This is a genomic window from Neisseria sicca, assembly GCF_017753665.1.
Classification (GTDB): Bacteria; Pseudomonadota; Gammaproteobacteria; order Burkholderiales; family Neisseriaceae; genus Neisseria; species Neisseria flava.
Genome location: NZ_CP072524.1, coordinates 2,426,030 through 2,449,302, shown reverse-complemented (window position 1 = coordinate 2,449,302; position 23,273 = coordinate 2,426,030). Strand labels below are relative to the sequence as shown.

The following is a 23,273-nucleotide window of genomic DNA, read 5'->3' as shown; positions in this document are numbered from 1 at the left end:
CCGGTTAGGGAATTTCAACTTATCTTTCAAGAATGTTAAATTCAGCGATTTACAGAAAATAGGGGTCGTCTGAATTCTGTTTTTCAGACAACCTTTTATCACACAACTACCGGAAATATCCACGCTATTGGTCAGGGGAAGCATTTCCCGCCGCCGCTTCCCACAACTCCCACTTCTTCCCTACCGTCAGTTTTTTGATGGCGATTTCCCGTTTCAGCGCCTCGCTTTTGGAGAGGTCGTCTGAAACGATACGCATCGCCTTCGGTTTGTTCAGCCGTGTGTATTTCGCGCCTTTGCCTGCGAGGTGGGCGGCGAACCGTTCTTGCGGGCGGTTGCTGATGCCGCAGTAAAGCGCGCCGTTTTCGCACAAAATCAGGTAAACGCGCCAATTTTCCGCGCTCATGCCTCTGCCTCCTTGGCGAAACTTTCCGTGAAGATGCGGACGGCGGCTTCGGTTTTGGCGGACTGGACGCGATAAGGCGTCACCAAATAAAGGCTGACCGGCGGCAGCGTCCATTCGGGCAAAACGGTTTTCAGACGACCTTGGGCGATTTTTTCCCGAACTTCGCCGCCCACTTGCAAAGACAAACCGAAGCCGCTTTCGGTCAGGCTGCGCACGGCGGCAAGATGCGTGCAGGCAATGCTGTCGGCAATATCGAGAAAATAGCTTTCGCCGCCGTGTTGCAAGGTCGTGCGGACGGGCAGGAAGTGCAGCCAGCGGTGGGCATGAAGCTGCGAAGGATGGGTGATGGGCGGATGGCGGTCGAGATAATCGGGCGCGGCGCAAATGCTGTACGGCCAGGTAACGAGATGGCGCGCAACCAAATTGGGATCGTCCAAGGCACGGTCGCCGCCGCGTATGGCGATGTCGGTTTGGCTGTGTTGCAGGTCGTCCAAGGTATCGCTGAAATTGAGGACGGGGCGGATTTTGGGAAACTCGGTTTGCAATCTGGAAAACGCCGTCTGAAAAGCGCGGGACTCGATGACGCTGGAAGTCAGGGAAATACGCAATTCGCCGACGGGTTCGGTTTTGAGGTTGTCGATAACGGTACGCGTATCGGTAAGCGTGGCGGCTAGGCGGCGGCAGTATTCGCCCAACGCGCGGCCAGCATCGGTCGGCGAAAGGCTGCGCGTGCTGCGGTTTAACAGCTTGATGCCGTGCAGGGTTTCGAGGCGGTTGATGTGCTGGCTGACGGCAGACGGGGTCATGCCCAGCGCGGCAGCGGCGGCGTTCATGCTGCCGTGTTCGAGGACGGCGGCGAAAACGAGCAGGGGTTTGATGTCTTGCATTTTGGCTGATTATTTAGTTTAACTTCACAATCATAACAGCAAATCAGGGATTATCAAGCGTTTCAGACGACCTTACAATGCGCTCATCTAATCAATCACACCTCAACAAGGAGTCAAACATGAAAATCGCAGTCATCGGCGCAACAGGTTACGTCGGCAACGCAGTCGTTCGAGAATTGGCAGGTCGCGGTCATGAAGTAACCGCTTTTGCCCGCAATACGGATAAAGTGTTCCAAGCGCAAAATGTTGCCGTCGTACCCGCAGATGTCAACGCGGCGGACTTCGCCGACAAGCTGGCAGGCTTTGACGCCGTGGTCAGCGCGTTCAATCCCAGCTGGACCAATCCCAATATTGGCGCGGATTTTACACGCGGCGCAAGCAGTATCGTCGAAGCGGCAAAAGCAGCACAAGTACCTTATTTGTTGGTAGTCGGCGGCGCAGGCAGCCTGTATGCCGCACCTGGTTTGCAAGTTATCGATACGCCCGACTTCCCCAAAGAAATTTACGACGGCGCCAATGCCGCACGCCATCTTTTGGCGGCACTCCTGCCGCGTCGCGATGTGAACTGGTCTTTCGTTTCCCCTCCGGCACGACTGGGTGTTACCGGCGGTTTCAGCGAAGACAAAACCGGCAAATACCGCTTGGGCAAAGACGATTTGCTGATGGACGGTGAAATTCCGTCAGGCATCAGCGTAGCGGATTTAGCGATTGCCATCGCCGACGATGCGGAAAACAAAGCGCATTTGTTTGAACGCTTTACCGTTGCCGCCGCCTAATCGCCATCTAGGGCAAAGGTCGTCTGAAAACCTTGAGAATCAGGTTTTCAGACGACCTTTTTAATTTTAAATCGTGCCTTATGAAATCCTTAAGCTTGGTTAATTTACGAAAATATTTTGGAATCCATCACCCGTCACTCATTTGTAGTTACGATGCAAATTTTTATAACTATAGAAATAATACACATTAAAAACAACAAGATTTATTGCATTACGTTATTATTGTTTTATAATATATGCATATTTTATGCATGCCACCGTATTTACCTATGCCATATTTTACATGAGCGTAAAACTTTTTTTTCCTCTTTTACTCTAAACTTGCGAACAGCTCCACCTCTTTACCTGCCCGCCTCCCACAGGCAGGCACGACGCGAATCCAATAAGGTCGCGTCTATTTGTTTTCCATCACATGAGACCTATCATGAAAAATACCACCATTCAGAAATTTGCAGATAAAACCGCCAAAATCGGTATCGTCGGCTTGGGCTATGTCGGCCTGCCGCTGATGCTCCGCTATGTGGACATCGGTTATCAGGTTTTGGGCTTCGACATCGACAAAACCAAAGTCGACAAACTCAACAAAGGCGAAACCTACATTGAGCATATTCCTGCCGAGAAAATCGCCGCCGCCTCAAACAGCCTGTTTGAAGCCACCACCGACTTCTCCCGCATCGGTGAAGTGGAAGCCGTGATTTTGTGCGTACCGACTCCGTTGAACAAATACCGCGAGCCGGACATGAGCTTCGTTATCGACACCACCGACGCGGTGAAACCCTACCTGCGCGCCGGTCAAGTGTTGTCTTTGGAATCCACCACCTACCCCGGCACAACCGAAGAAGAATTGCTGCCGCGCGTTGAAGAAGGCGGCTTGAAAGTCGGTAAAGACGTGTTCTTGGTTTACTCTCCGGAACGCGAAGACCCGGGCAACCCGAATTTTGAAACCCGTACCATCCCGAAAGTCATCGGCGGTCATACCCCTGCTTGTTTGGAAGTCGGTATCGCGCTATACCAGCCTGCCATCGACAAAGTCGTACCGGTAAGCTCCACAAAAGCTGCCGAGCTGACCAAGCTTCTGGAAAACATCCATCGCGCCGTGAATATCGGTTTGGTGAACGAGATGAAAATCGTCGCTGACAAAATGGATGTCGATATTCACGAAGTCATCGCCGCTGCGGCAACCAAACCGTTCGGCTTCGTTGCCTACTATCCCGGCCCGGGTTTGGGCGGACACTGCATCCCCATCGACCCGTTCTACCTGACTTGGAAAGCGCGCGAATACGGCGTGAACACCCGCTTCATCGAGTTGGCAGGCGAAGTGAACTCCCACATGCCCGACTACGTCATCAGCAAAGTGGGCCTGGCTTTGAACGAACACAACCGTTCCATCAAAGACAGCAAAATCTTGGTTTTGGGTATCGCCTACAAGAAAAATGTGGACGACATGCGCGAAAGCCCGTCTGTGGAAGTGATGGACCGCCTGCACAAATTGGGTGCAAACATTTCCTACTCTGACCCGCATGTGCTTGAATTCCCATACATCCCCGGTCATCACTACTTCGACCTGAAGAGCGAGCCGCTGACGCCGGAAACCGTGGCGAAATACGACTGCGTGGTTCTGACCACTGACCACGACAAGTTTGACTACGACATGATTGCCGAACACGCCAAACTGATTGTCGATACGCGCGGCAAATTCCCTGCGAAAAACCCGAAAGTCGTGAAGGCGTAACACCTTTGACGATTCAGGCAGACTGCTTGCCGGCAAGTTTCGGCAGGCAGTCGGCTTTCTTAGGCCGTTTGTTTTCAGACGACCTAAGAAAGCTCTTATTTGCATGATGCGGCTGCGTTTTCAGGTCGTCTGAAAATCTTGTCCGCAACAAACCCCTCCTAATTTATGAATATAAAAAAAATACTTGGCTATGCCTTAGGCCCGATAGGCAGCGCGGCTTTCGGCATACTCTCGCTTCCGCTGATTTCATGGTACTACCCTGCGGAAGACATCGGCCGTATCGTCTTACTGCAAACCATCTCCGGCCTGACCATCCTGATTTTGGGGCTGGGTTTGGATCAGGCGTATATCCGTGAATACTACGCCGCCAAAGATAAAGCGTCCCTGTTTAAATCCATCAGCCTGTCTCCTTTCGTTTTGACGATTGTCGTGATTTTGGCAGTGCTTGCATGGAATATAGCTTGGCCGGCAGATTTGATTTTTGATTTGCAAGATAAAACCCTGGGGTTATTGTTTTTAGTTTTCCTGCTAACCAGCCTGTTTGCGCGGTTTCTCTCCCTAATACTGAGGATGCAGGAAAAAGCCGTTGCCTTTTCCCTCAGCCAACTTACACCGAAATTCCTGATTTTGGCGTTGGTTTTGTTATTCGTTTTCAGCGGTGTCAAAACTGATACCGTCAGTCTTGTTCTTGCCTATACCGTGGCGCAAGTATTGACTGTCGCCGTTTTGACATACCAAACCAGACATGAACTGCGCGCAGCTGTGCGCGCTCCTTGGTCGTCTGAAACTCATCATGCAAGCCTGCGCTACGGCTTGCCCTTGGCATTCGGAAATTTGGCTTATTGGGGATTGACCTCGATCGATCGTTTTGCGCTCAAACAGTGGGCGGGTTTGGATGAGCTTGGCATTTACTCGATGGCGGTCAGCTTCGGCGCGGTTGCCCTGATTTTTCAAAGCGTATTCTCAACCATTTGGGCGCCTTTGGTGTTCAAATGGGTGGAAGACAAAACCCATTTGGATAAAATCGGCGGCATCACCCTTTCGATGACCGAATTAATCAGTGCGATGATTTGTTTTATCGGCATTTTCTCGCCCGTCGTTACTTGGATATTGCCCGAAAAATACGCTCCGGTACAGTTTTTGCTGCTCTCATGTATGTTATATCCGCTGTTCTATACGCTTACGGAAGTCAGCGGTATCGGATTGAACGTTGTCAAACGGACTTGGTTGATTACAGCAGTCAACATTGTCGCTTTTGCCATCAATTTCGGTCTGCTCTCGCTACTGGTTCCCCATTTGGGGGCGCGTGGTGCCGCCATAGCGAGCGCAATATCGTTTTGGGTGTTCTGCGTCATCAAAACCGAATTTTCATCTAGGGTATGGCGCCCTCTGCCGCGGCTGAAAATTTATACCAATACTGCTTTGAGCGTACTGCTTTGCGTGAGCTACACCTATTTTGGCACAAAGGAAAACTATCCGTTGTTCGCCTTGCTTTGGCTGGTAGGACTTTCTTATCTGATATGGAGTCGCAAGTCATCTCTTATTTCGGCAGCAGCTGCTGTCAAGAGTCGTCTGAAAAGATAATCCAAAGGAAAGGAAGCAGCAGTTTTCAGACAGACACAAAACCATCGGAACTGAAACTTTTCGGCCGATATACCGCCCAATACATTACCGACGCATTCAGTCGGATTCTGCGGTCAGACAAATTGTTTCTGCATATAATAATATTTCCGAAACCGTCCCACCTCAGGAAACAAAGTGAAACTCAAAACACAAACTTTATACATTACGCTGATATACACGATTTCAACCGCCTATATGCTGGGGCCGATGCTGTCGTACAAAGCCGGGATTCCGCGTATCGACAATCCCCTGACCATCCTGCTGCTGCCTACCGCCCTGCTGATTTTTGCGTTAGAGTCCAAACGGTTCAACGGCAAAGCAGGCAGGATGCTGGCGGCGCTTGCCATCATGTGCGGTTGGGGCGGCATCCATCTGTTTATTACCACGCTGGATTCGGTCAGGATTATGGATACGTTTTTCTTCCTGTCCCTACCCAGCCTGTTTTATTTGCTGTACCTGGTATTGAGCCGGCATGAAAATCCGGCGGCGTTTATCCGCCGCCTACTGCTGTTTTTCTGCGCATTCATCATCATCCCGCCTGCTGTGGAAATTTTGACCGGCATCCAATTCGTTCAAGCAGATGAAGTGTTGGCGATTGATGCGGGGATTATTAAGGGTTTTTTCTTTAACCCTAATAACTTAGGTACGACCGCCCTTTGTTTCGCACCTGCCGTTTTAGTATTTTTCAATATTGATGTCAGTAAAAAAGAATACTTGCTCGGCTTGATACTTTTTTTATGTTTAGGCGTAGTCATTTTTGCCAGCGCGTCGCGTACCGCCACTTTGTGTTACATCATTTTGTTTATCCTGAACCTGATTTACCGTAACAACGGGCTGTTTACGCTGATGACCATAGGCGTTACAGGCGCGGGCTTGTCGATGATTCCGAAACAGTACATTGCTGATTTCCTGCTCTCCCTGCACGGCAATGCCTTTTTGGAAAACATTTCCTCACGCCTGTATTTATTCTTGTTTGATTTGGAAAGCGACAATTCGGTCGGCTACCGTCAGGAAATCTATAACTATTTCTGGGAACATCCCCCATTCCTGCTGTTGGGCTATGGTCCGAAAAAATTCCAAGAATATTTCGGCGGCCACTTGAGCGACAGTCTAGCGTTTGAAAACCCGCACAGCTTCCTTATCGAGCTATATCTCGGTTTTGGTCTTATTTCGTTGGCAGCTTTCTTATTCTATGCCGCATACTATTTCTTCTGCGTCGCCGCAGGCAGGAATATGAAAAGCAAGCAGCGCGTCATTGGGTTGGCAGCAATGGGGTTATTCCTTTTGGCGGGTTTTATCCCGTCCACCATTTTGCGTATGCCCTTCATTTGGCTGCCCTGCTTTTTGATTTTCCTGTACAGCGTCTTGCCCCAGCGCGATGCGGCGTATAACGCGTACCGATACACCCCTTGATAGAAAACACGTTATGAAAAAAATTGTTTTGACTACTTCCATGTCCGGCCTCGGCGGCACTGAAAACGCGACCTTCCGCTTAGGACGGTTGCTCAAGCAGCGTGGCCACGAGGTCGTCCTTGCCTCTTCCGATGGCCCGCTCATCAAAGAAGCCCAAGCCTTGGGCATCCAATGGCGTCCTATTGATTTTTATCAGGGCGGTATCTTGGGCTACATCAAGGGTATGTTCGCCTACATGAAGATGTTGAAACAGGAAAAACCCGACATCGTCCACTGCCAAATGGCGCGCATCGTTCCTGCCTGCGCCATCGCAGCAAAAATAGCTTCTCCCAAAACCAAAGTGTTCTACCACGCGCGCGGTTTGGATGCCGAAACTTATCCGAAAATCGCCAAACTGTTCGACAAACTGGGCGTATACATCATCGGCAACTGCAGACACGAACAGGAAAAACTCATCCGCCACGGCTTCCCCGCCAACCGCATCACCTACACCTACAACGCTTTGCACAAAGCCGATTACGTTCCTGAAAAAACCGCCAAGGACTACGTCATGCTCGGTACGCTGTCGCGCTTGGATACCGTCCGCGCCGTGCATGTGATGTTGGACATCTTTAAGAAAATGGTTGACCGCAATATGCCCGTACGCCTGAACGTGGCGGGCATAGGCGAAGAGATGGACAATCTGAAAGCGCAAGCAAAACGTTTGGGCATAGACGACAAAGTCACCTTCCTCGGCGGCGTGCGCGATTTGACCGGCTATTTCAAAGACGTGGATATTTTGGTGAACACGCCGCACTGTATCGGCGACCACGGCGCAGGTGTCGGCAACAATATCCTTGAAGCCGGTCTCTACGACACACCCGTCGTGACCTACAACATGGGCGGCATTTCCGAAATGGTCATTACCGGCGAAACCGGATACTGCTTCCTCTTTGGCGAAGACGAAGCCTTTATCGAAGCCGTCGATAAACTCATCAAGCAACCCGAGCTGCGCGAGAAAATGGGCAAAGCCCTGCATAAACACGTTGAGACCTTGTGTTCCGATGATGAAATCTATCGCACCACAATGGCTGCTTACGATATGTGAGGTCGTCTGAAATATGAACATCACCATCGTCGCCCCCTACTGTTCGCTGCCGTCCGAGCCTCATTTCAACCGCTTCTGGTATCTTGCCGAGCTGTTGTCGCAGTCTCATGACGTACTGCTGATTACCAGCAATTTCAAACACTACGACAAATCTTTCAGACGACCTGAAGATGCCGAATCCGCCTCGCAAGGTCGCCTGAAAGTCATGCTGCTGGAAGAGAGCGGCTACGGCAAAAACGTCTCGCTGGACCGTGTCAAAAGCCATCATGTGTTCGTCAAACATTTTGAGCAATGGCTGAACAACTGCCGTCCGGGCGAGCAAGACGTCGTCTTTTCCGCCTACCCGCTGATCGCCACCAACCTGCTTTTAGGCGAACACAAAGCGCGTTTGGGCTACAAGCTGATTATCGACGTGCAGGACGTATGGCCGGAATCCTTCTCCTCGGTCGTGCCGTTTTTGAAAAAAATCCCGCACAACCTGCTGCCCTTCTCCTCCCGCGCCAACCGTGCCTACCGTTACGCCGACGCGCTGGTCGCCGTATCGCAGACCTACCTCGACCGCGCCAAAGAAGCCAATCCGAACGCCCCCGGCGAAGTCGTCTATATCGGTGCGGATTTTCCGAAACTCGATGCCGCGCCGGCAAAAGACTTCGGCGACAGCAAAACCCGTTTCTTCTACTTGGGTACACTCAGTTACAGCTATGACGTGGAAACCGTGTGCAAAGGCGTCCAGAAACTTTTGGACGACGGCGAAAATGTAGAGCTGCACATCATGGGCGGCGGCCCCGATTTGGACAGGCTCAAACAATACGCCTGCGAGGGCATCAAGTTTTACGGCTACATCCCCTACGCCGAAATGATGTCGGTCGCCAAAGGCTGCGATATCTCCGTCAACGCCATCCATTCCTACGCCATGCAGTCGATTACCAACAAACTGTCTGACTACATGGCATTGCAAAAACCGATTTTAAACAGCCAAGTCAATGACGAAGTTGCCGAAGTCCTCACCCTGCTGCCGCACGCGGACTACCGTTCCGGCGATGTGGAAAGCTTCGTCCAAGCCGCCAAAGACATTCTGGCGCGCAAAAACGACCCCGTTCAATCCGACGAAATCGTCCGCCGCTTCAAGCGCGACGTGGCGTATCAAAAAATCGTCAACCTGATTGAAAGATTAGCCCATGAGTAAATTCTTCAAACGCCTGTTTGACATTGTCGCCTCCGCCTCGGGACTGATTTTCCTCTCGCCCGTATTTTTGATTTTGATATACCTCATCCGCAAAAACTTGGGCGAACCGGTATTCTTCACCCAAGAGCGGCCAGGCAAAGACGGCAAACCGTTCAAAATGATCAAATTCCGCTCCATGCGCGATGCGGTCGATAAAGACGGCAACCCTCTGCCCGATAGCGAGCGGCTGACTCCTTTCGGCAAGAAACTGCGCGCGACGAGTTTGGACGAACTTCCTGAACTTTGGAACGTTCTAAAAGGAGAGATGAGCTTGGTCGGCCCACGACCGCTTTTGATGAGCTACCTGCCGCTTTACAACGAATTTCAAAACCGCCGCCACGAAATGAGGCCCGGCGTAACCGGTTGGGCGCAGGTCAACGGACGCAACGCGCTTTCGTGGGACGAAAAATTCGCACACGATATTTGGTATATCGACCATTACAGTTTTTGGCTGGATATGAAGATCCTATTTTTGACAGTCAAAAAAGTCTTTATCAAAGAAGGCATTTCGGCAGAGGGAGAAGCCACCATGCCGTATTTCACAGGGAATGACACAGATGAAAAAAAATAACGTACTTATCCTTTCCGCGGGAAGGCGCGTCGAATTGGTACAGGATTTTCAAACCGAAGCCGCCAAGTTTTCAGATGACGTCAAGATTTTGACGACGGATTTGGTTCCGCGCATGTCTTCCGCCTGTCACGTTTCCGACGGTTCGTTTGAAGTGCCGCTGATCAGTTCCAATTCGTATATCGACAGCATTTTCAATCTGGCGGTACGCGAAAACATCGGTTTGATCATCCCGACCATAGATACCGAACTGCAAAAACTCGCGAATGAACGCGACCGCTTCGAAGCGGCAGGTATCCACATCGTCGTTTCCGATGCGGACTTTATTGCGCGATGCCGCGACAAACGTAAAACTGCCGACCTGTTTGCACAGTACGGCATACGCTCGCCCGAAATTTACGACCGCGAGAAGTTGGTTTTCCCTTGCTTCGCCAAACCTTACGACGGCAGCCGCGCCATCGGTGCCAAACGAATCGACACGCCTGCCGATCTGACACCTGAAGTTTTGGCAGACCCCAAATTAATGTTCTGTCAGCTTATCGATATCGAAAAAGAATTTTCCGAATTTACCGTCGATATGTATTACGACCGACAAGGTCGTCTGAAATGCACGATTCCGCGTAAACGCTTGGAAGTGCGTACCGGCGAAGTCAGTAAAGGCATCACCCGCAAAAACAGCCTCTACCAAACGCTGCTGGAAAAAATGGCGGTATTGGAAGGCGCACGCGGCTGCATCACGGCACAGTTCTTTTGCAATGAAGAAACCGGCGAATTCTACGGCGTGGAAATCAACCCCCGCTTCGGCGGCGGCTTCCCGCTGACATATGCCGCAGGCGGCAATTATCCGGGCTGGCTGATGCGCGAATACCTCGGCGACGGAGAAATCCCGTTTTCAGACGACTGGGAAAACAACCTCATCATGCTGCGCTACGATGCCAAGGTCTTGGTTCATGAAAACGATTAATCCCGAAACCGCCGTCATTGTCTTCGACTTGGACGATACCCTGTATTCGGAATACGAATACAAGCTCTCCGGTATCCGTGCGGTCGTCGATACTGTTGCCGCCCTGTATCCCGATTGGAATTCAGACGACCTCTTGAGCAACATCGACCCCGACGGCAAAGACTGGCTGGACAAGTTGTGCTGCCACTGCGGTTTCAACGAATCGGAAAAACAGGTTCTTCTGTGGCAATACCGGCTGCACCGCCCGACGCTGACGCCGTATGCCTCGCCGGATTTCCTGTCCGATCTAACCGCGCCCTTCGCCGCACGCGCACTGATTACCGACGGCAGAAGCCTGACCCAACGCCTGAAACTGGAAACCTTGGGTCTGTCTTCCCTGTTTGACGACATCCTCGTCTCCGAAGCCTGCGCTTCGGAAAAGCCCGACAGCAAACGCTTCCACTATTTACAAGACAAATATGCCGCAAAGGCAGACTGCTTCATCTATATCGGCGACAACATTTCCAAAGACTTCATCACGCCGAACGTTTTAGGCTGGATAACCATAGGATTGCGCCCCTCCGGGCGTAATATCCACTGTCACCTGCCCGAAAATTTTAGTACAGAATATCATCCCGCTTTTTGGATCGACTCCCTTCAAGATTTAGCTTCTCTAATCGATTCAAACATTTAACCATTACATAATCAAACGTACACTCACAATATTAAAAGGACTATTACATGACAAAAATATTATTCATGGGACGTAAACGGCTTTCCGCCAACCTGCTACGATTCTTATCCTTACAAAACAGTATCGAAATCGTCGGCGTATTGACCGACAGCCACCTGCAAGGCTCGCCGACGACCGCCGCGGCCAAAGAATTGGGCTTGCCGCTCTACACTTTCGACACCGCCCTGGAAGCCATGAAAGAGGGTCGTCTGAAATACGACTTAGGCTTGTCCGTACTCTATTGGCGCAAACTGCGCGACGAATTCCTGACCACACCACATTTAGGCACGATTAATTTCCACCCTGCCTTATTGCCCGAATACAAAGGCACGGGCGGCTACAACCTCGCCATCATGGACGAATTGTCCGAGTGGGGCAGCACCGCCCACTATGTCGATGCATCCATCGACACCGGCGAAATCATCGAAGTGGACCGTTTCCCCATTGATTCTTCTGTCGAAACCGCCCAATCACTCGAACGCAAGACCATGCAGGCATTAGAGCCGTTCGCACAACGCATTATCGCCCGCGCCGTCGAAGCGCAAGCCAAACTACCGACTACGCCCAACATCGGCGGCCGCTACGTCAGTCGCGACGAAATGGAAGCCATGAAGCAAATCCATGACGGCGACGATGTCGAGAAAAAAATCCGCGCCTTCTGGTTTCCGCCTTATGACGGCGCATACGTCGAAATCGACGGTCAAAAATACACCTTGATCAACCGCCAACTGCTGGAAGAAGTCGCCCCTAAAGACTCCACCAGCCTTTTCGCAGGAAAAGCCAATGCTTAACACATCCCTTTCCCCATGGCCGAGCTTCACCCAAGAAGAAGCCGACGCCGTTTCCAAAGTCTTGCTGTCCAACAAAGTCAATTATTGGACGGGCACCGAATGCCGCGAATTTGAAAAAGAATTCGCTGCCTTCGCCGGTACGCAATACGCCGTTGCCCTTTCCAACGGCACGCTGGCACTCGATGTCGCGCTTAAAGCAATGGGCATAGGTGCAGGCGACGACGTCATCGTTACCTCGCGCACCTTCCTCGCCTCCGCTTCCTGCATCGTTACTGCGGGCGCAAACCCCGTATTCGCCGATGTGGATTTGAACAGCCAAAACATTAGCGCTGAAACCATTAAAGCCGCGCTGACGCCGAATACCAAAGCCATCATCGTGGTCCACCTTGCCGGTATGCCCGCCGAAATGGACGGCATCATGGACTTGGCAAAAGAACATGATTTGTGGGTTATCGAAGACTGCGCCCAAGCGCACGGCGCAAAATACAAAGGCAAATCCGTCGGCAGCATCGGACACGTCGGCGCATGGTCGTTCTGCCAAGACAAAATCATGACCACCGGCGGCGAGGGCGGCATGGTCACCACCAACGACAAAGAGCTGTGGAGCAAAATGTGGTCGTACAAAGACCACGGCAAAAGTTATGACGCCGTGTACCACCGCGAACACGCCCCCGGCTTCCGCTGGCTGCACGAAAGTTTCGGTACCAACTGGCGCATGATGGAAATGCAGGCAGTCATCGGTCGCATCCAGCTCAAACGTATGCCCGAATGGACTGCTCGCCGCCAAGCACACGCCGCCAAACTGGCAGAAAGCTTGAGCAAGTTCGCCAGCATCCGCCTGATTGAAATCGCCGACTACATCGAACACGCGCAATACAAGTTCTACGCCTTCGTCAAACCCGAACACCTCAAAGAAGGCTGGACGCGCGACCGCATCGTCAACGAACTGAATGCGCGCAAAGTCCCCTGCTATCAAGGCAGCTGCTCCGAAGTCTATTTGGAAAAAGCCTTCGACAACACGCCGTGGCGACCCAAAGAGCGACTGAAAAACGCCGTCGAACTGGGCGACACCAGCCTGATGTTTTTGGTGCATCCGACGCTGACCGACGACGAAATCGCGTTCTGCAAAGAACACATCGAAGCCGTATTGTCAGAAGCCACGGCATAAAGCAAAAACCGCCGCACCCGTATCATCGGGACGGCGGCGGTTTACCGCTTCAGCAAAATAAAAAAGGGAATCGGCAAACAGCCGACACATACGGAAAACCAATGCTCCGTAGCAACAAACGTCTTTTCAGACGACCTTTGCATGACCGAGGTCGTCTGAAACCCGCCCACAACATTACTCAGAACATACCAAAATGAATTTGGAAACCCTGTTATCCCTACCCCGCAACGTCAAAAAAACCTTCTTCGTCATTCATGATCTTTTGATGGTTTTTATCGCCTTTTGGTTTGCTCAAAGCCTTAAAGCCCAATATTCTGACGAATGGGCAAGCATGGCAAACTGGCTCGCCTTCGGCTCGACTGCTTTTTTGACCATTGCGCTGTTTGTCAAACTGGGGCTGTACCGAGCCGTTACCCGCTTCGTCAGTACCCGCGTCCTGACCGCCGCCGCATTCGGCAGCCTGATTTCAGCCGTCTTGTTCTGCCTGACTACCCTGATTTTTGAGCGCAAACTGCACCTTGCCCTGCCCGTCGTTTATTTCTTGCTGCTGGTTGTCTGTATCACCAGTTCGCGCATGATTCTGCGTGCCATCCTGACCGACCGCCACAAAAAACAAATGGTGCCCGTCATCATTTACGGTGCAGGACAATCCGGCCGCCAACTGCTGGAAGCCATCAAACAGGTTAACGAATACTCCGCCGTCGCCTTCGTTGACGACAACCCCAAAATCCGCCGCACCGTCATCTACGACCTCACCGTCTATGGTCCTGACGACATCCAATCGCTCATCGACCGCTACGGCGTGGAAAAAATCCTGCTTGCCATCCCCAGCTCCACTCAGGAAGAACGCCGCCGCATCATCCAAAATCTGGAACAATACAAATGCGAAGTGCTGACTATTCCGGGCATGAAAGACTTGGTGGACGGTAAAATCAAAGTCAGCGCACTGAAAAAAATCTCCGTCGTCGATTTGCTCGGCCGCGACCCGGTAGCCCCACGCCCCGAACTCATGGGCGCGGACATTACAGGCAAAACCGTGATGGTCACGGGTGCGGGCGGTTCCATCGGCTCCGAGCTCTGCCGCCAAATCCTGAAATGCCGCCCGTCCAAATTGCTGCTGTTCGAACTGTCCGAGTTCTCCCTGTACAGCATAGACAAAGAATTGCGCGAAACTCAGGCAGCCGCCGGCAGTCAAATTGAAGTTGTGCCTCTACTTGGTTCCGTGCAAAACAAAGAACGCCTAATCAGCGTCATGACCGCGTACGGCGTTGAAACCGTCTATCACGCCGCTGCCTACAAACACGTCCCCATGGTCGAGTTCAACACTGTCGAAGGCATCCGCAACAACGTCTTCGGTACACTCTTGTGCGCCCAAGCCGCCGTCGAATCCGGAGTCAGCACCTTCGTGCTTATCTCAACCGACAAAGCCGTGCGCCCGACCAACACCATGGGTGCCAGCAAACGCATGGCGGAACTCTGCCTGCAGGCACTCGCGGCTGAACCCAACCAATATACCCGCTTCTGTATGGTACGCTTTGGCAACGTTTTAGGCTCCTCAGGCTCCGTCGTGCCGGTATTTGAAAAACAAATCGCCGAAGGCGGCCCCATCACTCTGACCCACCAAGACATCACCCGTTACTTCATGACCATCCCAGAAGCCGCCCAACTCGTCATTCAAGCGGGCGCAATGGGCAAAGGCGGCGACGTATTCGTGTTAGATATGGGCGAATCTGTTAAAATCATTGACTTAGCCAAACAAATGATTACGCTTAGCGGCCTGAAATTGAAAGATGCCCAACATCCCGACGGCGATATCGAAATTAAAATTACAGGACTGCGTCCGGGCGAAAAACTTTACGAAGAGTTGCTCATCGGAGACGAAGTGCAAAAAACCACTCATCCCCGAATTATGACCGCCAGTGAAGTAATGCTGCCGTGGGACAAATTAAATGACATAATTATGCGTATGGATTTAGCATGCGCAAACTCAGACCAACAAACCCTGCGCGCCCTGTTGCTTGAAGCCCCTGCCGGCTTTAATCCCAAAGATGATATTTGCGATTTAGTTTGGAAGCAGACACATTAAAATATTCTGCCAATAAAGCAAGATACCCTACAAAAAAGGTCGTCTGAAAGTTTCAGACGACCCAGATAAGATTGACAAGGATACCGACATGAAAAAACAGCTTGCCCTCATCGGCCTGTCGCTGATGGCACTGACCGCCTGTAACAGCACTACCGTCATTCCCGGCTCCACCATCAACACACGCAACAAAGCCATCATTTACGATAATGGCGAAACCGTCGCAGACACCAAATTCGACAAACGTGTCGCCATCTATCCGATTACCTTCGGCCTCGTTGAAAAAATGCGCAAACCGCCAGTGTTGTCGCAAACCAACGCAGTCCTTGAACGCAGCAAAGCTGCCTACCGCTACCACATCGGCAAAGGCGACGTATTGAACATCATGGTTTGGGCGCACACCGACCTCAATTCACCCGTTCAGCAAAGCAGTCCGCAAAGCAACCAAGTCAGCCGCGGCGCCTGGGTGGACGAAAGCGGCTACATCACCTACCCGCTGGTCGGCAAAATCCAAGCACAAGGCAAAACCATAGACGAGCTGCAAAATATCCTGACAAGTCGTCTGAAACGTTACCTTAAAAATCCCCAAGTTACCATCAACGTAACCGAATTCCGTTCGCAACGCATTTCCATTTCCGGCGCTGTCGGACAAGCCGGCCAACTGCCGATTACCAACGTCCCCATGACCATCCTTGATGCCGTCAACCAAGCGGGCGGCGTGGCGCAAAATGCCGACACCCAACACATCAAATGGACGCATAACGGTGTTGACCGCACTATCTCCCTACAAGACATCATGCAGTATGGCGATATGTCGCAAAACCACCTCTTAAGCAACGGCGACATCGTTTACGTCCCCAACAACAGCAACAGCAAAGTGTACATCATGGGTGAAGTCGGCCGCCAAGCGACCCTGCCCATCGGCAATCATGGCTTAAATCTCACACAGGCATTGGGTGAGGCTGGTGGCATGAACCAAACTCAAGCCGATGCAACAGGCGTATTCGTCATCCGCCGCGCACCTGAGGATGCTGTCAAACCTATCCATATTTACCAACTTAACCTGAAAGACGCGACTGCTTACGCATTGGGCAACGACTTTGACTTGCGCCCCAACGACATCGTCTATGTAACTGCCGCGCCGGTTACCCGTTGGAACCGCGTAGTGTCGCAAATAACCAGCTTCGTTACCAACGTCAACTCTATCGACAGCACATTCAAATAACCTGACGGTCCGGCAACATTTGTTGTCAGGCGGAACAGCGGTTCGGGTATGAGTCGTCTGAATTCTGAATAATGTATGAACGGAATCCTCATCCAGACCGATAAAATATCCGGCCGCAAACTGTTTTATAATGATTTGACCCTATACAAGAAAAAATACCGCTTCCCCTATGTTTCAAAATATTTTAGTAGTATGTATGGGCAACATCTGCCGCTCCCCGACGGCAGAACGTATTTTGCAGAAAAAACTGCCCAACCACCGTATCAGCTCTGCCGGCATTAACGCATTGGCTGGAAAAGATGCAGACTTCCAAGCCATTAAAACTGCCCTCAAACACGGCGTTATTGTCGCAGGACATACCGCCCGCCAACTGACACCCCAGATGTGCGACGAAGCGGATCTGATTTTGGTCATGGAGCCGGCACATATCGACATGGTTGCCGACATTCAGCCATCTGCACGCAGCAAAGCTTTTTTGCTTGCCCAATGGCTACCGAAAAAAAATATACCCGACCCATTCAAACAAAGCAGCGAAATGTTCGAAGCGGTCTTTCTACAAATCGAACAAGCCGCCGACACATGGGCGGATAAACTGAGCGGACAGGCAGAGCAATAATCTCAACTTCCGCACAACAGAACCCGTTTAAGAAGAAAGTCTACTGATGTACAAACAATATCCCTCATCAGCCCCTGCCGGCAACGACGAAATCGACTTCGGCCAACAAATGCAAAGCCTGTGGCAAAACAAAAACAAAATCGCCGCCGCAATCTTAGCAGGCGGATTGGCAGGTGCCGTAATCGGTTTGGCCTCCACCCCGCTCTATCGTGCCGATGCCATGTTGGAAATCGAAACCAAACAAAACCAAATCCTAACCGAAATCAACAACATGCTTTCCAACGAACCTGCCCCGTCCGAAGCAGAAGTGGAGCTCGTTCAATCTCGTTTGGTATTGGGCAAAACCGTTGAAGACCTACAACTCGACCAAGAAGTCAAAGCCACCTACTTCCCGATTTTCGGGAATATGGTGCACAACCTCAGCGGCAGCGACGACCCGATGTTAAAAATCGGCGCATTCACCGTTTCTGAGGACTGGATTAACAAACCTTTCAAACTGACCGTTAAAGACAGCAAAACCTATCTGCTGACACTCCCTGACGGTACAACTAAAGAAGGCCGCGTCGGCGCGCCCCTTAAAGTCAATAATGAAACCGTTCTAAAAGTCGACCGCATTCTTGCTGAGGCAGAGCAAGATTTCGAGCTGACCAAATTCTCCAAACTCAGCGCTATCGAAAACCTAAAAAACAAGCTCTCGGTCATCAGTAAAGGTAAAACCAGCCCTATCATCAACCTGTCTTATACCGATACCGATCCTAAAAAAACCAGCACTATTCTCAACAGCATCGCCGACAATTACGTCTCCCAAAACCGTGAACGAGACGTTCAAGTCGCGTCCAGCGGCTTGGCATTCATCAGCGAAGAATTACCTCGTCTGAAAGAAACCTTGCAAGACGCAGAAAACAAACTCAACGCCTATCGCGAACGCTCCGGTTCGCTCGATATTCCGCTTGAGTCCAAAGGCGCGCTTGAAAGCCTGACCAGCATCGAAACCCAAATCACCTTGCTCAAAACCGAAGAAGCGGGTTTGGCAGAACTGTACACTCCGGAACACCCTTCCTATAAAGCCGTTTTGGATAAACTGGCGGTACTCGAACGCGCCAAGAGCAAAATCAACCAGCAAATTGCCGGCCTGCCCAACACCCAACAGGAAGTCATCCGTCTGACCCGCGACGTAGAAACCAACCAAGCAACCTACGTCCAACTCTTGGCGAAACAACAAGAACTCAACATCATGAAAGCCAGTGCGCAAGGCAACGTCCGCATCGTTGACCATGCCTACACGCCGGAAAAACCGATCGCCCCGCGTAAAGCCGTTATCGCCGCATTGGGCGCGCTTGCCGCAGGCGCACTTGCCTCCATGTGGTTCCTGCTGCAAGGCCGTATGCGCCGCGGCATTACGTCGTCTGAAGAAATCGAAGCCCTCGATCTCGAAGTCTCAGCCCTTATCCCACATTCAAAAACCCAGCAAAAACGCGACATTATCAAGCGCAAGTTCAAATCGCTCCAAGGCCGTTCCAACTATCTTTTGGCAAACGAGGACAGTACCGACATCGCCGTCGAAGCCATTCGTGCCCTGCGTACCAACATCTACTTCTCCATGCTGGACGCACGCAATAATATCCTCATGATTACCGGTGCAGCTCCTGAAGCAGGTAAATCCTTCATTTCCGCCAACCTCGCCACCGTGATGGCACAGTCAGGTAAACGCATATTGCTGATTGATACCGATATGCGCAAAGGCTATCTGGATCAGTTGCTGAACGTAACACCCGAATTCGGCCTGTCCGATATTCTATCCGGGGAGGTTTCCCCTGCACAGGCTGTTACTCAAACCAACATTCCTAACCTGCACCTCATCAGCACCGGCAGCTATCCTAAAAATCCGTCCGAGCTGCTGATGGACAACCGTTTCAAAGAACTGTTGTCAAACGCGCAAAAACGTTACGATTACATCATCATCGACACTCCGCCCGTTTTAGCGGTAACCGATGCCGTCGTTGTCGGACAACATGCAGGCACAGTCCTTCTGGTCAGCCGCTACGGCAATACGACTACCAAAGAGCTGGCTATCAGTGCAGAACGCCTGCGTCAAAACAAAATCACCATCAAAGGCGTTATCCTCAATGGTATAAAACGCGAGGCAAACAGCACTTACGACTACTACTATTCTTACATAACGCCTACCGAAGGCAAAAAAACAGCCAAGAAAACTACGTCAGAAAAACCAAGAGCCTGACGATAGGTAAAGCTTGTTGTCAAAAAGGTCGTCTGAAAATTTTCAGACGACCTTTTTTATCATCAACACAATCAATTCAAAGAAAAGCCCAAATCTCCATCATTTTTGCCATAGCCTGTCCCGCGTAGCAGGGTGCAATGTCAACATGGGTATTTTCGCAATAAATATCAACAAGGTATCATACTGCCATCAGATTTTGCTTAACGGCTTTTCAGACGACGTTTCCAATCTCTTTGTAAAACTGCCGTTCAGCCCATCAGCCAAACCACCAAATGCACCATACTCGGCCCGATGATGACCATAAACAGCCCCGCCAATATCATGGTCAGGCTCGCCATCACACCTTCGGAGACCTTTGCAAAAAAGCCCTTTCCCCGACAGCCGAAACCCAAACACAGGTTTTCGGCTGTTTCTGCCACTAATTGCTCCTGATTTTACCCAAATACCCCCTTAATCCTCCCCGGATACCTGATAATCAGGCATCCGGGCCGCCTTTTAGGCGGCAACAGGCACACTTAGCCTGTTAGCCGCTTTCAACAGGTTCAAACACATCGCCTTCAGATGGCTTTGCGCACTCACTTTAATCAGCCCAAAATAGGCTGCCCGGGCGTAGCGGAATTTACGGTGCAGCGTACCGAAGCTTTGTTCGACCACATAACGGGTCTTCGACAAATATCGGTTACGTTTGGTTTGCACTTCCGTCAGCGGACGGTTGCGGTGGGCTTTGCGCATAATGCCGTCCAGCAACCGATGGTCTTTCAGATGTTGCCGGTTTTCCGCACTGTCGTAGCCTTTGTCGGCATAGACGGTTGTGTCTTTGGCTATTCCTTCCAGCAAAGGCAACAGGTGGTTACACTCATGGGTATTGGCGGGGGTGATGTGCAGTTTCTCGATATAGCCTTCCTCATCGGTACGGGTATGTTGTTTGTAACCGAGTCTGTAGAGGCCGTTTTTCTTTGTCCAACGGGCATCTTTGTCCTTACTCGGTGTGGTTTGGCCGCTGACTTGTCCTTCTTCATCGACTTCTATAGCCTGACGCTGTTTGCTGCCGGCAGTTTGAATAATGGTGGCGTCAATGACGGCGGCGGATGCTTTCTCTACTTTTAGGTTTTTTTCGGTCAGTTGGCAGTTAATCAGTTCCAGCAATTCGGACAGGGTGTCGTCTTGCGCCAGCCAGTTGCGGTAGCGGCATAAGGTGCTGTAATCGGGGATGCTCAGTTCGTCAAAGCGGCAAAACAGGTTGAAATCGATGCGGATGATGAGGCTGTGTTCGAGTTCGGGATCGGAGAGGCTGTGCCATTGTCCGAGCAGGACGGCTTTGAACATGGACAACAGGGGATAGGCGGGACGGTCGCGGTGGTCTCGGAGATAACGGGTTCTTTGACGGTTCAGGTACTGTTCGATCGGTTGCCAATCAATCACCTGATCCAACTTCAATAGTGGGAAGCGGTCAATGTGTTTGGCAATCATGGCTTGTGCGGTTTGCTGAAAGAAGGTGCTCATGAGAAATCCCCTAAATGTCTTGGTGGGAATTTAGGGGATTTTGGGGAATTTTGCAAAGGTCTCCTTCGGTTTCGTGGCGTTGTCCGGCGCGGGAAGTGCCGAAGCCGTGGGCGGCGTTGCCCAGTGCGACACCGTTGGCGGTGTGGAAGCGGATGCGAGTGAACGCTAAAAACAAATCACCAAATATCATGCCGACGAAGCCGGTGATGATGGTGAACAGCGACACCAGCGAAGCCGAGCCGTGGATTTCACTTGCCAATACGACGGCAAACGGCGTGGAAATCGAGCGCGCCATCAGGCTGTTGGTGACTTCGCTGTCGAAGTGGAACATATTGCCCATCAAAAACGCGCTGGCAACGCCGACGAACATGCCGACCATAATCGCTATCGACAGGATGGGAAGCTGGCGGCGGATGACTTCGCGGTTTTCATAAATCGGGATGGCGAAGGCGACCGTTACTGGCGTGAGCAGGAAAACGATGCTTTGCGTGTATTTGTGGTAAGTATCGTAGGAAATGCCTAAAAGCAGCATCAGGATGATGGTGCTGACCGAGACGGTAACGACGGGCGAGAAAATCATCAGCGGTTTTTTGCGGTAGATTTTTTTCGCCACAAAATAGGCGAAACAAGTCCAAGCGAAGCAGGTAAGCGCGGCGTAATCCATTTTAATTCCCTATCAGGCGTGCAATTTTTTATGCAGGCGGCGTTTCCAGCGGTAGCAGAAATTTAGCGTCAGCGCCGTGATGATCATCACTAGCGCGGTGCCGACGACGATGGTCAGCACGAGCTGCCAGCCTTCCGACATCAGCAAATCGCGGTACTGCAACACGGATACCATAATCGGGATGAAGAAGAACACCAGTTCGCCCAACACCCATTTTGCGCCACGCTCGACCATGCCGGTTTTAATCACGCCGCTGCCCAACAGGGCCAACATTAAAAACAGGCCCAATACGCCCGAAGATACGGGAAGGTGGGTAAAACGCACTACGGCTTCCGATACGACCCATACTGAGCCGACAATGGCCAGTTGCAAGGCCGTCTGAAAAATTCTGCTGAAAGAATCCATGATGTTTAGTAGTAATCGATATAGTTGTTTGAGGTAATGTCGGGTGCAATGCCTGCATCCGCAAAAAGCTTGATTATAGGGGTTTCCTTTACGCATAATATGAATTATCTGCATCAAAATCATGCTCAAGAGGAATAATGGACTTCAAAAGCCTGCACTGTTTCGCCGAACTCGTGCGCCTGCAAAGTTTCTCCGCCGCCGCATCCGCGCTCAACCTGACCCAGCCCACCGTCAGCAAAACCATACAGGCATTGGAAGAAGAGCTGGGCGTACCGCTGCTGGTTAAAGAAAACGGTCGCAAAAAACGCCAAGTCGCCACCACACCCATCGGCGAAGAGGTGTACCGCCACGCGCTGAACCTCCTGCACGAACGCGACCTGCTGCTCGCACGTATCGACGACTACCACCACATCAAAAGCGGCACGCTGCGGCTGGGTTTGGCACTGCTCGGCAGCGATCTGCTCAGCAACGCCCTGTTCCGTTTCCGCCGCCAATGGCCCGGCATCGAACTGACCTTCCTCGAACAAGGTTCGCTCGCCATCGAACAATCCCTGCGCAACAACGAACTCGACGCCGGACAACTGCTCGCCCCCGTCCACGAAGACTTCGACAGCATTACCCTCTGCGACTACCCGCTCGTCGTCCTCATGCCGCGCGCCCAAGCCCGCCATGCCGCCCTCAGCCTCAAAAGCCTGCAACACGAACCGTTTATCCTCTTCGGCTCAGGCTTTTCCCTCAACGAAACCATCCAAACCGCCTGCCGCAGCCAAGGCTTCACGCCCAACGTCGTCTGCCGCACCGGACAATGGGACCTGCTCGCCGACATGGTGGCGCACCATATGGGCATCGCCCTTCTGCCCGAATACTACGCCCGCAAAATCAACCCCGACACTTTCGCCGCCGTCCCGCTGACCGAACCCGAAATCCGCTGGCAACTGACGATGGCTTGGAAAAAACACCAGCGTCCCACCCCCGCGCTCAGGGCTTGGCTGGACATCGTCAGGGAAGAGTTCAGGAAATAGAAAAAGGTCGTCTGAAAACGGTTTTCAGACGACCTCATCGGGAAAATCTACGGAACAAAAAGATAAGGCAAACCACTTCGACAAACACAATAAGGAAATAGTTACGGATTGAGGAAGCAGGATATACACTGACCATCCGTTGTACCTCTGCTTGGGTAAAAAACATT

General features: G+C 51.6%; 21 protein-coding genes and 1 pseudogene. 16 read left to right on the top strand and 6 right to left on the bottom strand.

Going from position 1 to position 23,273, the window contains the following annotated elements; all coding sequences use genetic code 11:
• Positions 1–124: 124 nt before the first annotated feature.
• A complete protein-coding gene (locus tag J7445_RS11580) occupies positions 125–403 on the bottom strand; it encodes a GIY-YIG nuclease family protein (RefSeq protein ID WP_070655481.1) in 279 nt (92 codons plus the stop codon).
• Positions 400–1,290, bottom strand: a complete 891-nt coding sequence (locus J7445_RS11575) for a LysR family transcriptional regulator (protein ID WP_070655479.1) — start codon at positions 1,288–1,290, stop codon at positions 400–402. Before J7445_RS11575 ends, J7445_RS11580 begins: the two co-directional genes overlap by 4 nt.
• Positions 1,291–1,409: 119 nt before the next feature.
• Here J7445_RS11575 and J7445_RS11570 point away from each other — a divergent pair, with 119 nt between their 5' ends.
• The 15 genes from J7445_RS11570 to J7445_RS11500 all read left to right on the top strand — a co-directional run bounded on the left by J7445_RS11570 (position 1,410) and on the right by J7445_RS11500 (position 19,512).
• Entirely contained in the window at positions 1,410–2,066 is a 657-nt protein-coding gene (locus J7445_RS11570; protein WP_070655477.1) for an NAD(P)-dependent oxidoreductase, read from the top strand.
• Positions 2,067–2,490: 424 nt separating this feature from the next.
• Positions 2,491–3,798 carry a nucleotide sugar dehydrogenase gene (locus J7445_RS11565; RefSeq protein ID WP_003769118.1) on the top strand — a complete coding sequence of 436 codons (1,308 nt, stop codon included), beginning with the start codon at positions 2,491–2,493 and terminating at the stop codon, positions 3,796–3,798.
• Positions 3,799–3,963: 165 nt separating this feature from the next.
• On the top strand, positions 3,964–5,382 hold the full coding sequence (locus J7445_RS11560) for a lipopolysaccharide biosynthesis protein (protein ID WP_070655475.1): 1,419 nt from the start codon (positions 3,964–3,966) through the stop codon (positions 5,380–5,382).
• A gap of 174 nt (positions 5,383–5,556) precedes the next feature.
• Entirely contained in the window at positions 5,557–6,834 is a 1,278-nt protein-coding gene (locus J7445_RS11555; protein ID WP_070655473.1) for an O-antigen ligase family protein, read from the top strand.
• A gap of 13 nt (positions 6,835–6,847) precedes the next feature.
• A complete protein-coding gene (locus J7445_RS11550; protein WP_070655471.1) occupies positions 6,848–7,921 on the top strand; it encodes a glycosyltransferase family 4 protein in 1,074 nt (357 codons plus the stop codon).
• Between the two features lie 13 nt (positions 7,922–7,934).
• The gene (locus J7445_RS11545; RefSeq protein ID WP_070655469.1) at positions 7,935–9,107 is read left to right on the top strand and encodes a glycosyltransferase; all 1,173 of its coding nucleotides are present in this window, start codon (positions 7,935–7,937) and stop codon (positions 9,105–9,107) included.
• On the top strand, positions 9,100–9,717 hold the full coding sequence (locus J7445_RS11540) for a sugar transferase (protein ID WP_019271164.1): 618 nt from the start codon (positions 9,100–9,102) through the stop codon (positions 9,715–9,717). Before J7445_RS11545 ends, J7445_RS11540 begins: the two co-directional genes overlap by 8 nt.
• A complete protein-coding gene (locus J7445_RS11535) occupies positions 9,704–10,678 on the top strand; it encodes an ATP-grasp domain-containing protein (protein WP_070655467.1) in 975 nt (324 codons plus the stop codon). Before J7445_RS11540 ends, J7445_RS11535 begins: the two co-directional genes overlap by 14 nt.
• On the top strand, positions 10,665–11,351 hold the full coding sequence (locus J7445_RS11530; protein ID WP_070655465.1) for an HAD family hydrolase: 687 nt from the start codon (positions 10,665–10,667) through the stop codon (positions 11,349–11,351). The genes J7445_RS11535 and J7445_RS11530 overlap by 14 nt, the downstream gene beginning before the upstream one ends.
• Before the next feature lie 47 nt (positions 11,352–11,398).
• Positions 11,399–12,181, top strand: coding sequence for a formyltransferase family protein (locus J7445_RS11525; RefSeq protein ID WP_070655463.1), 783 nt, complete (start codon positions 11,399–11,401; stop codon positions 12,179–12,181).
• Positions 12,174–13,349, top strand: a complete 1,176-nt coding sequence (locus tag J7445_RS11520) for a DegT/DnrJ/EryC1/StrS family aminotransferase (RefSeq protein ID WP_070655461.1) — start codon at positions 12,174–12,176, stop codon at positions 13,347–13,349. Before J7445_RS11525 ends, J7445_RS11520 begins: the two co-directional genes overlap by 8 nt.
• A gap of 193 nt (positions 13,350–13,542) precedes the next feature.
• Positions 13,543–15,435 (top strand): polysaccharide biosynthesis protein, encoded by a 1,893-nt coding sequence (locus tag J7445_RS11515; RefSeq protein WP_070655459.1) that lies wholly within the window; start codon positions 13,543–13,545, stop codon positions 15,433–15,435.
• Positions 15,436–15,523: 88 nt separating this feature from the next.
• Positions 15,524–16,657 (top strand): polysaccharide export protein, encoded by a 1,134-nt coding sequence (locus tag J7445_RS11510; RefSeq protein ID WP_209283067.1) that lies wholly within the window; start codon positions 15,524–15,526, stop codon positions 16,655–16,657.
• A 169-nt stretch (positions 16,658–16,826) separates the two neighbouring features.
• Complete coding sequence (locus tag J7445_RS11505) at positions 16,827–17,273, top strand: low molecular weight protein-tyrosine-phosphatase (protein ID WP_003743280.1); 447 nt, start codon at positions 16,827–16,829, stop codon at positions 17,271–17,273.
• Positions 17,274–17,319: 46 nt separating this feature from the next.
• Positions 17,320–19,512 (top strand): polysaccharide biosynthesis tyrosine autokinase, encoded by a 2,193-nt coding sequence (locus J7445_RS11500; protein ID WP_070655457.1) that lies wholly within the window; start codon positions 17,320–17,322, stop codon positions 19,510–19,512.
• 248 nt (positions 19,513–19,760) lie between these two features.
• On the opposite strand, the pseudogene J7445_RS11495 reads toward J7445_RS11500, so the two are convergent.
• The 4 genes and pseudogenes from J7445_RS11495 to J7445_RS11480 all read right to left on the bottom strand — a co-directional run.
• Positions 19,761–19,862: pseudogene (locus tag J7445_RS11495) on the bottom strand (LrgB family protein); the annotation flags it as partial.
• A 145-nt stretch (positions 19,863–20,007) separates the two neighbouring features.
• Positions 20,008–21,015: an IS5 family transposase gene (locus J7445_RS11490; RefSeq protein WP_209283066.1), complete on the bottom strand. Its 1,008-nt coding sequence runs from the start codon at positions 21,013–21,015 to the stop codon at positions 20,008–20,010.
• 10 nt (positions 21,016–21,025) lie between these two features.
• Positions 21,026–21,679 (bottom strand): LrgB family protein, encoded by a 654-nt coding sequence (locus J7445_RS11485; RefSeq protein ID WP_209283065.1) that lies wholly within the window; start codon positions 21,677–21,679, stop codon positions 21,026–21,028.
• 12 nt (positions 21,680–21,691) lie between these two features.
• Positions 21,692–22,084, bottom strand: a complete 393-nt coding sequence (locus tag J7445_RS11480) for a CidA/LrgA family protein (RefSeq protein WP_244969482.1) — start codon at positions 22,082–22,084, stop codon at positions 21,692–21,694.
• Positions 22,085–22,221: 137 nt separating this feature from the next.
• Between J7445_RS11480 and J7445_RS11475 the strand changes: the two genes are divergently transcribed.
• A complete protein-coding gene (locus J7445_RS11475) occupies positions 22,222–23,106 on the top strand; it encodes a LysR family transcriptional regulator (RefSeq protein ID WP_070655453.1) in 885 nt (294 codons plus the stop codon).
• Positions 23,107–23,273: the final 167 nt, after the last annotated feature.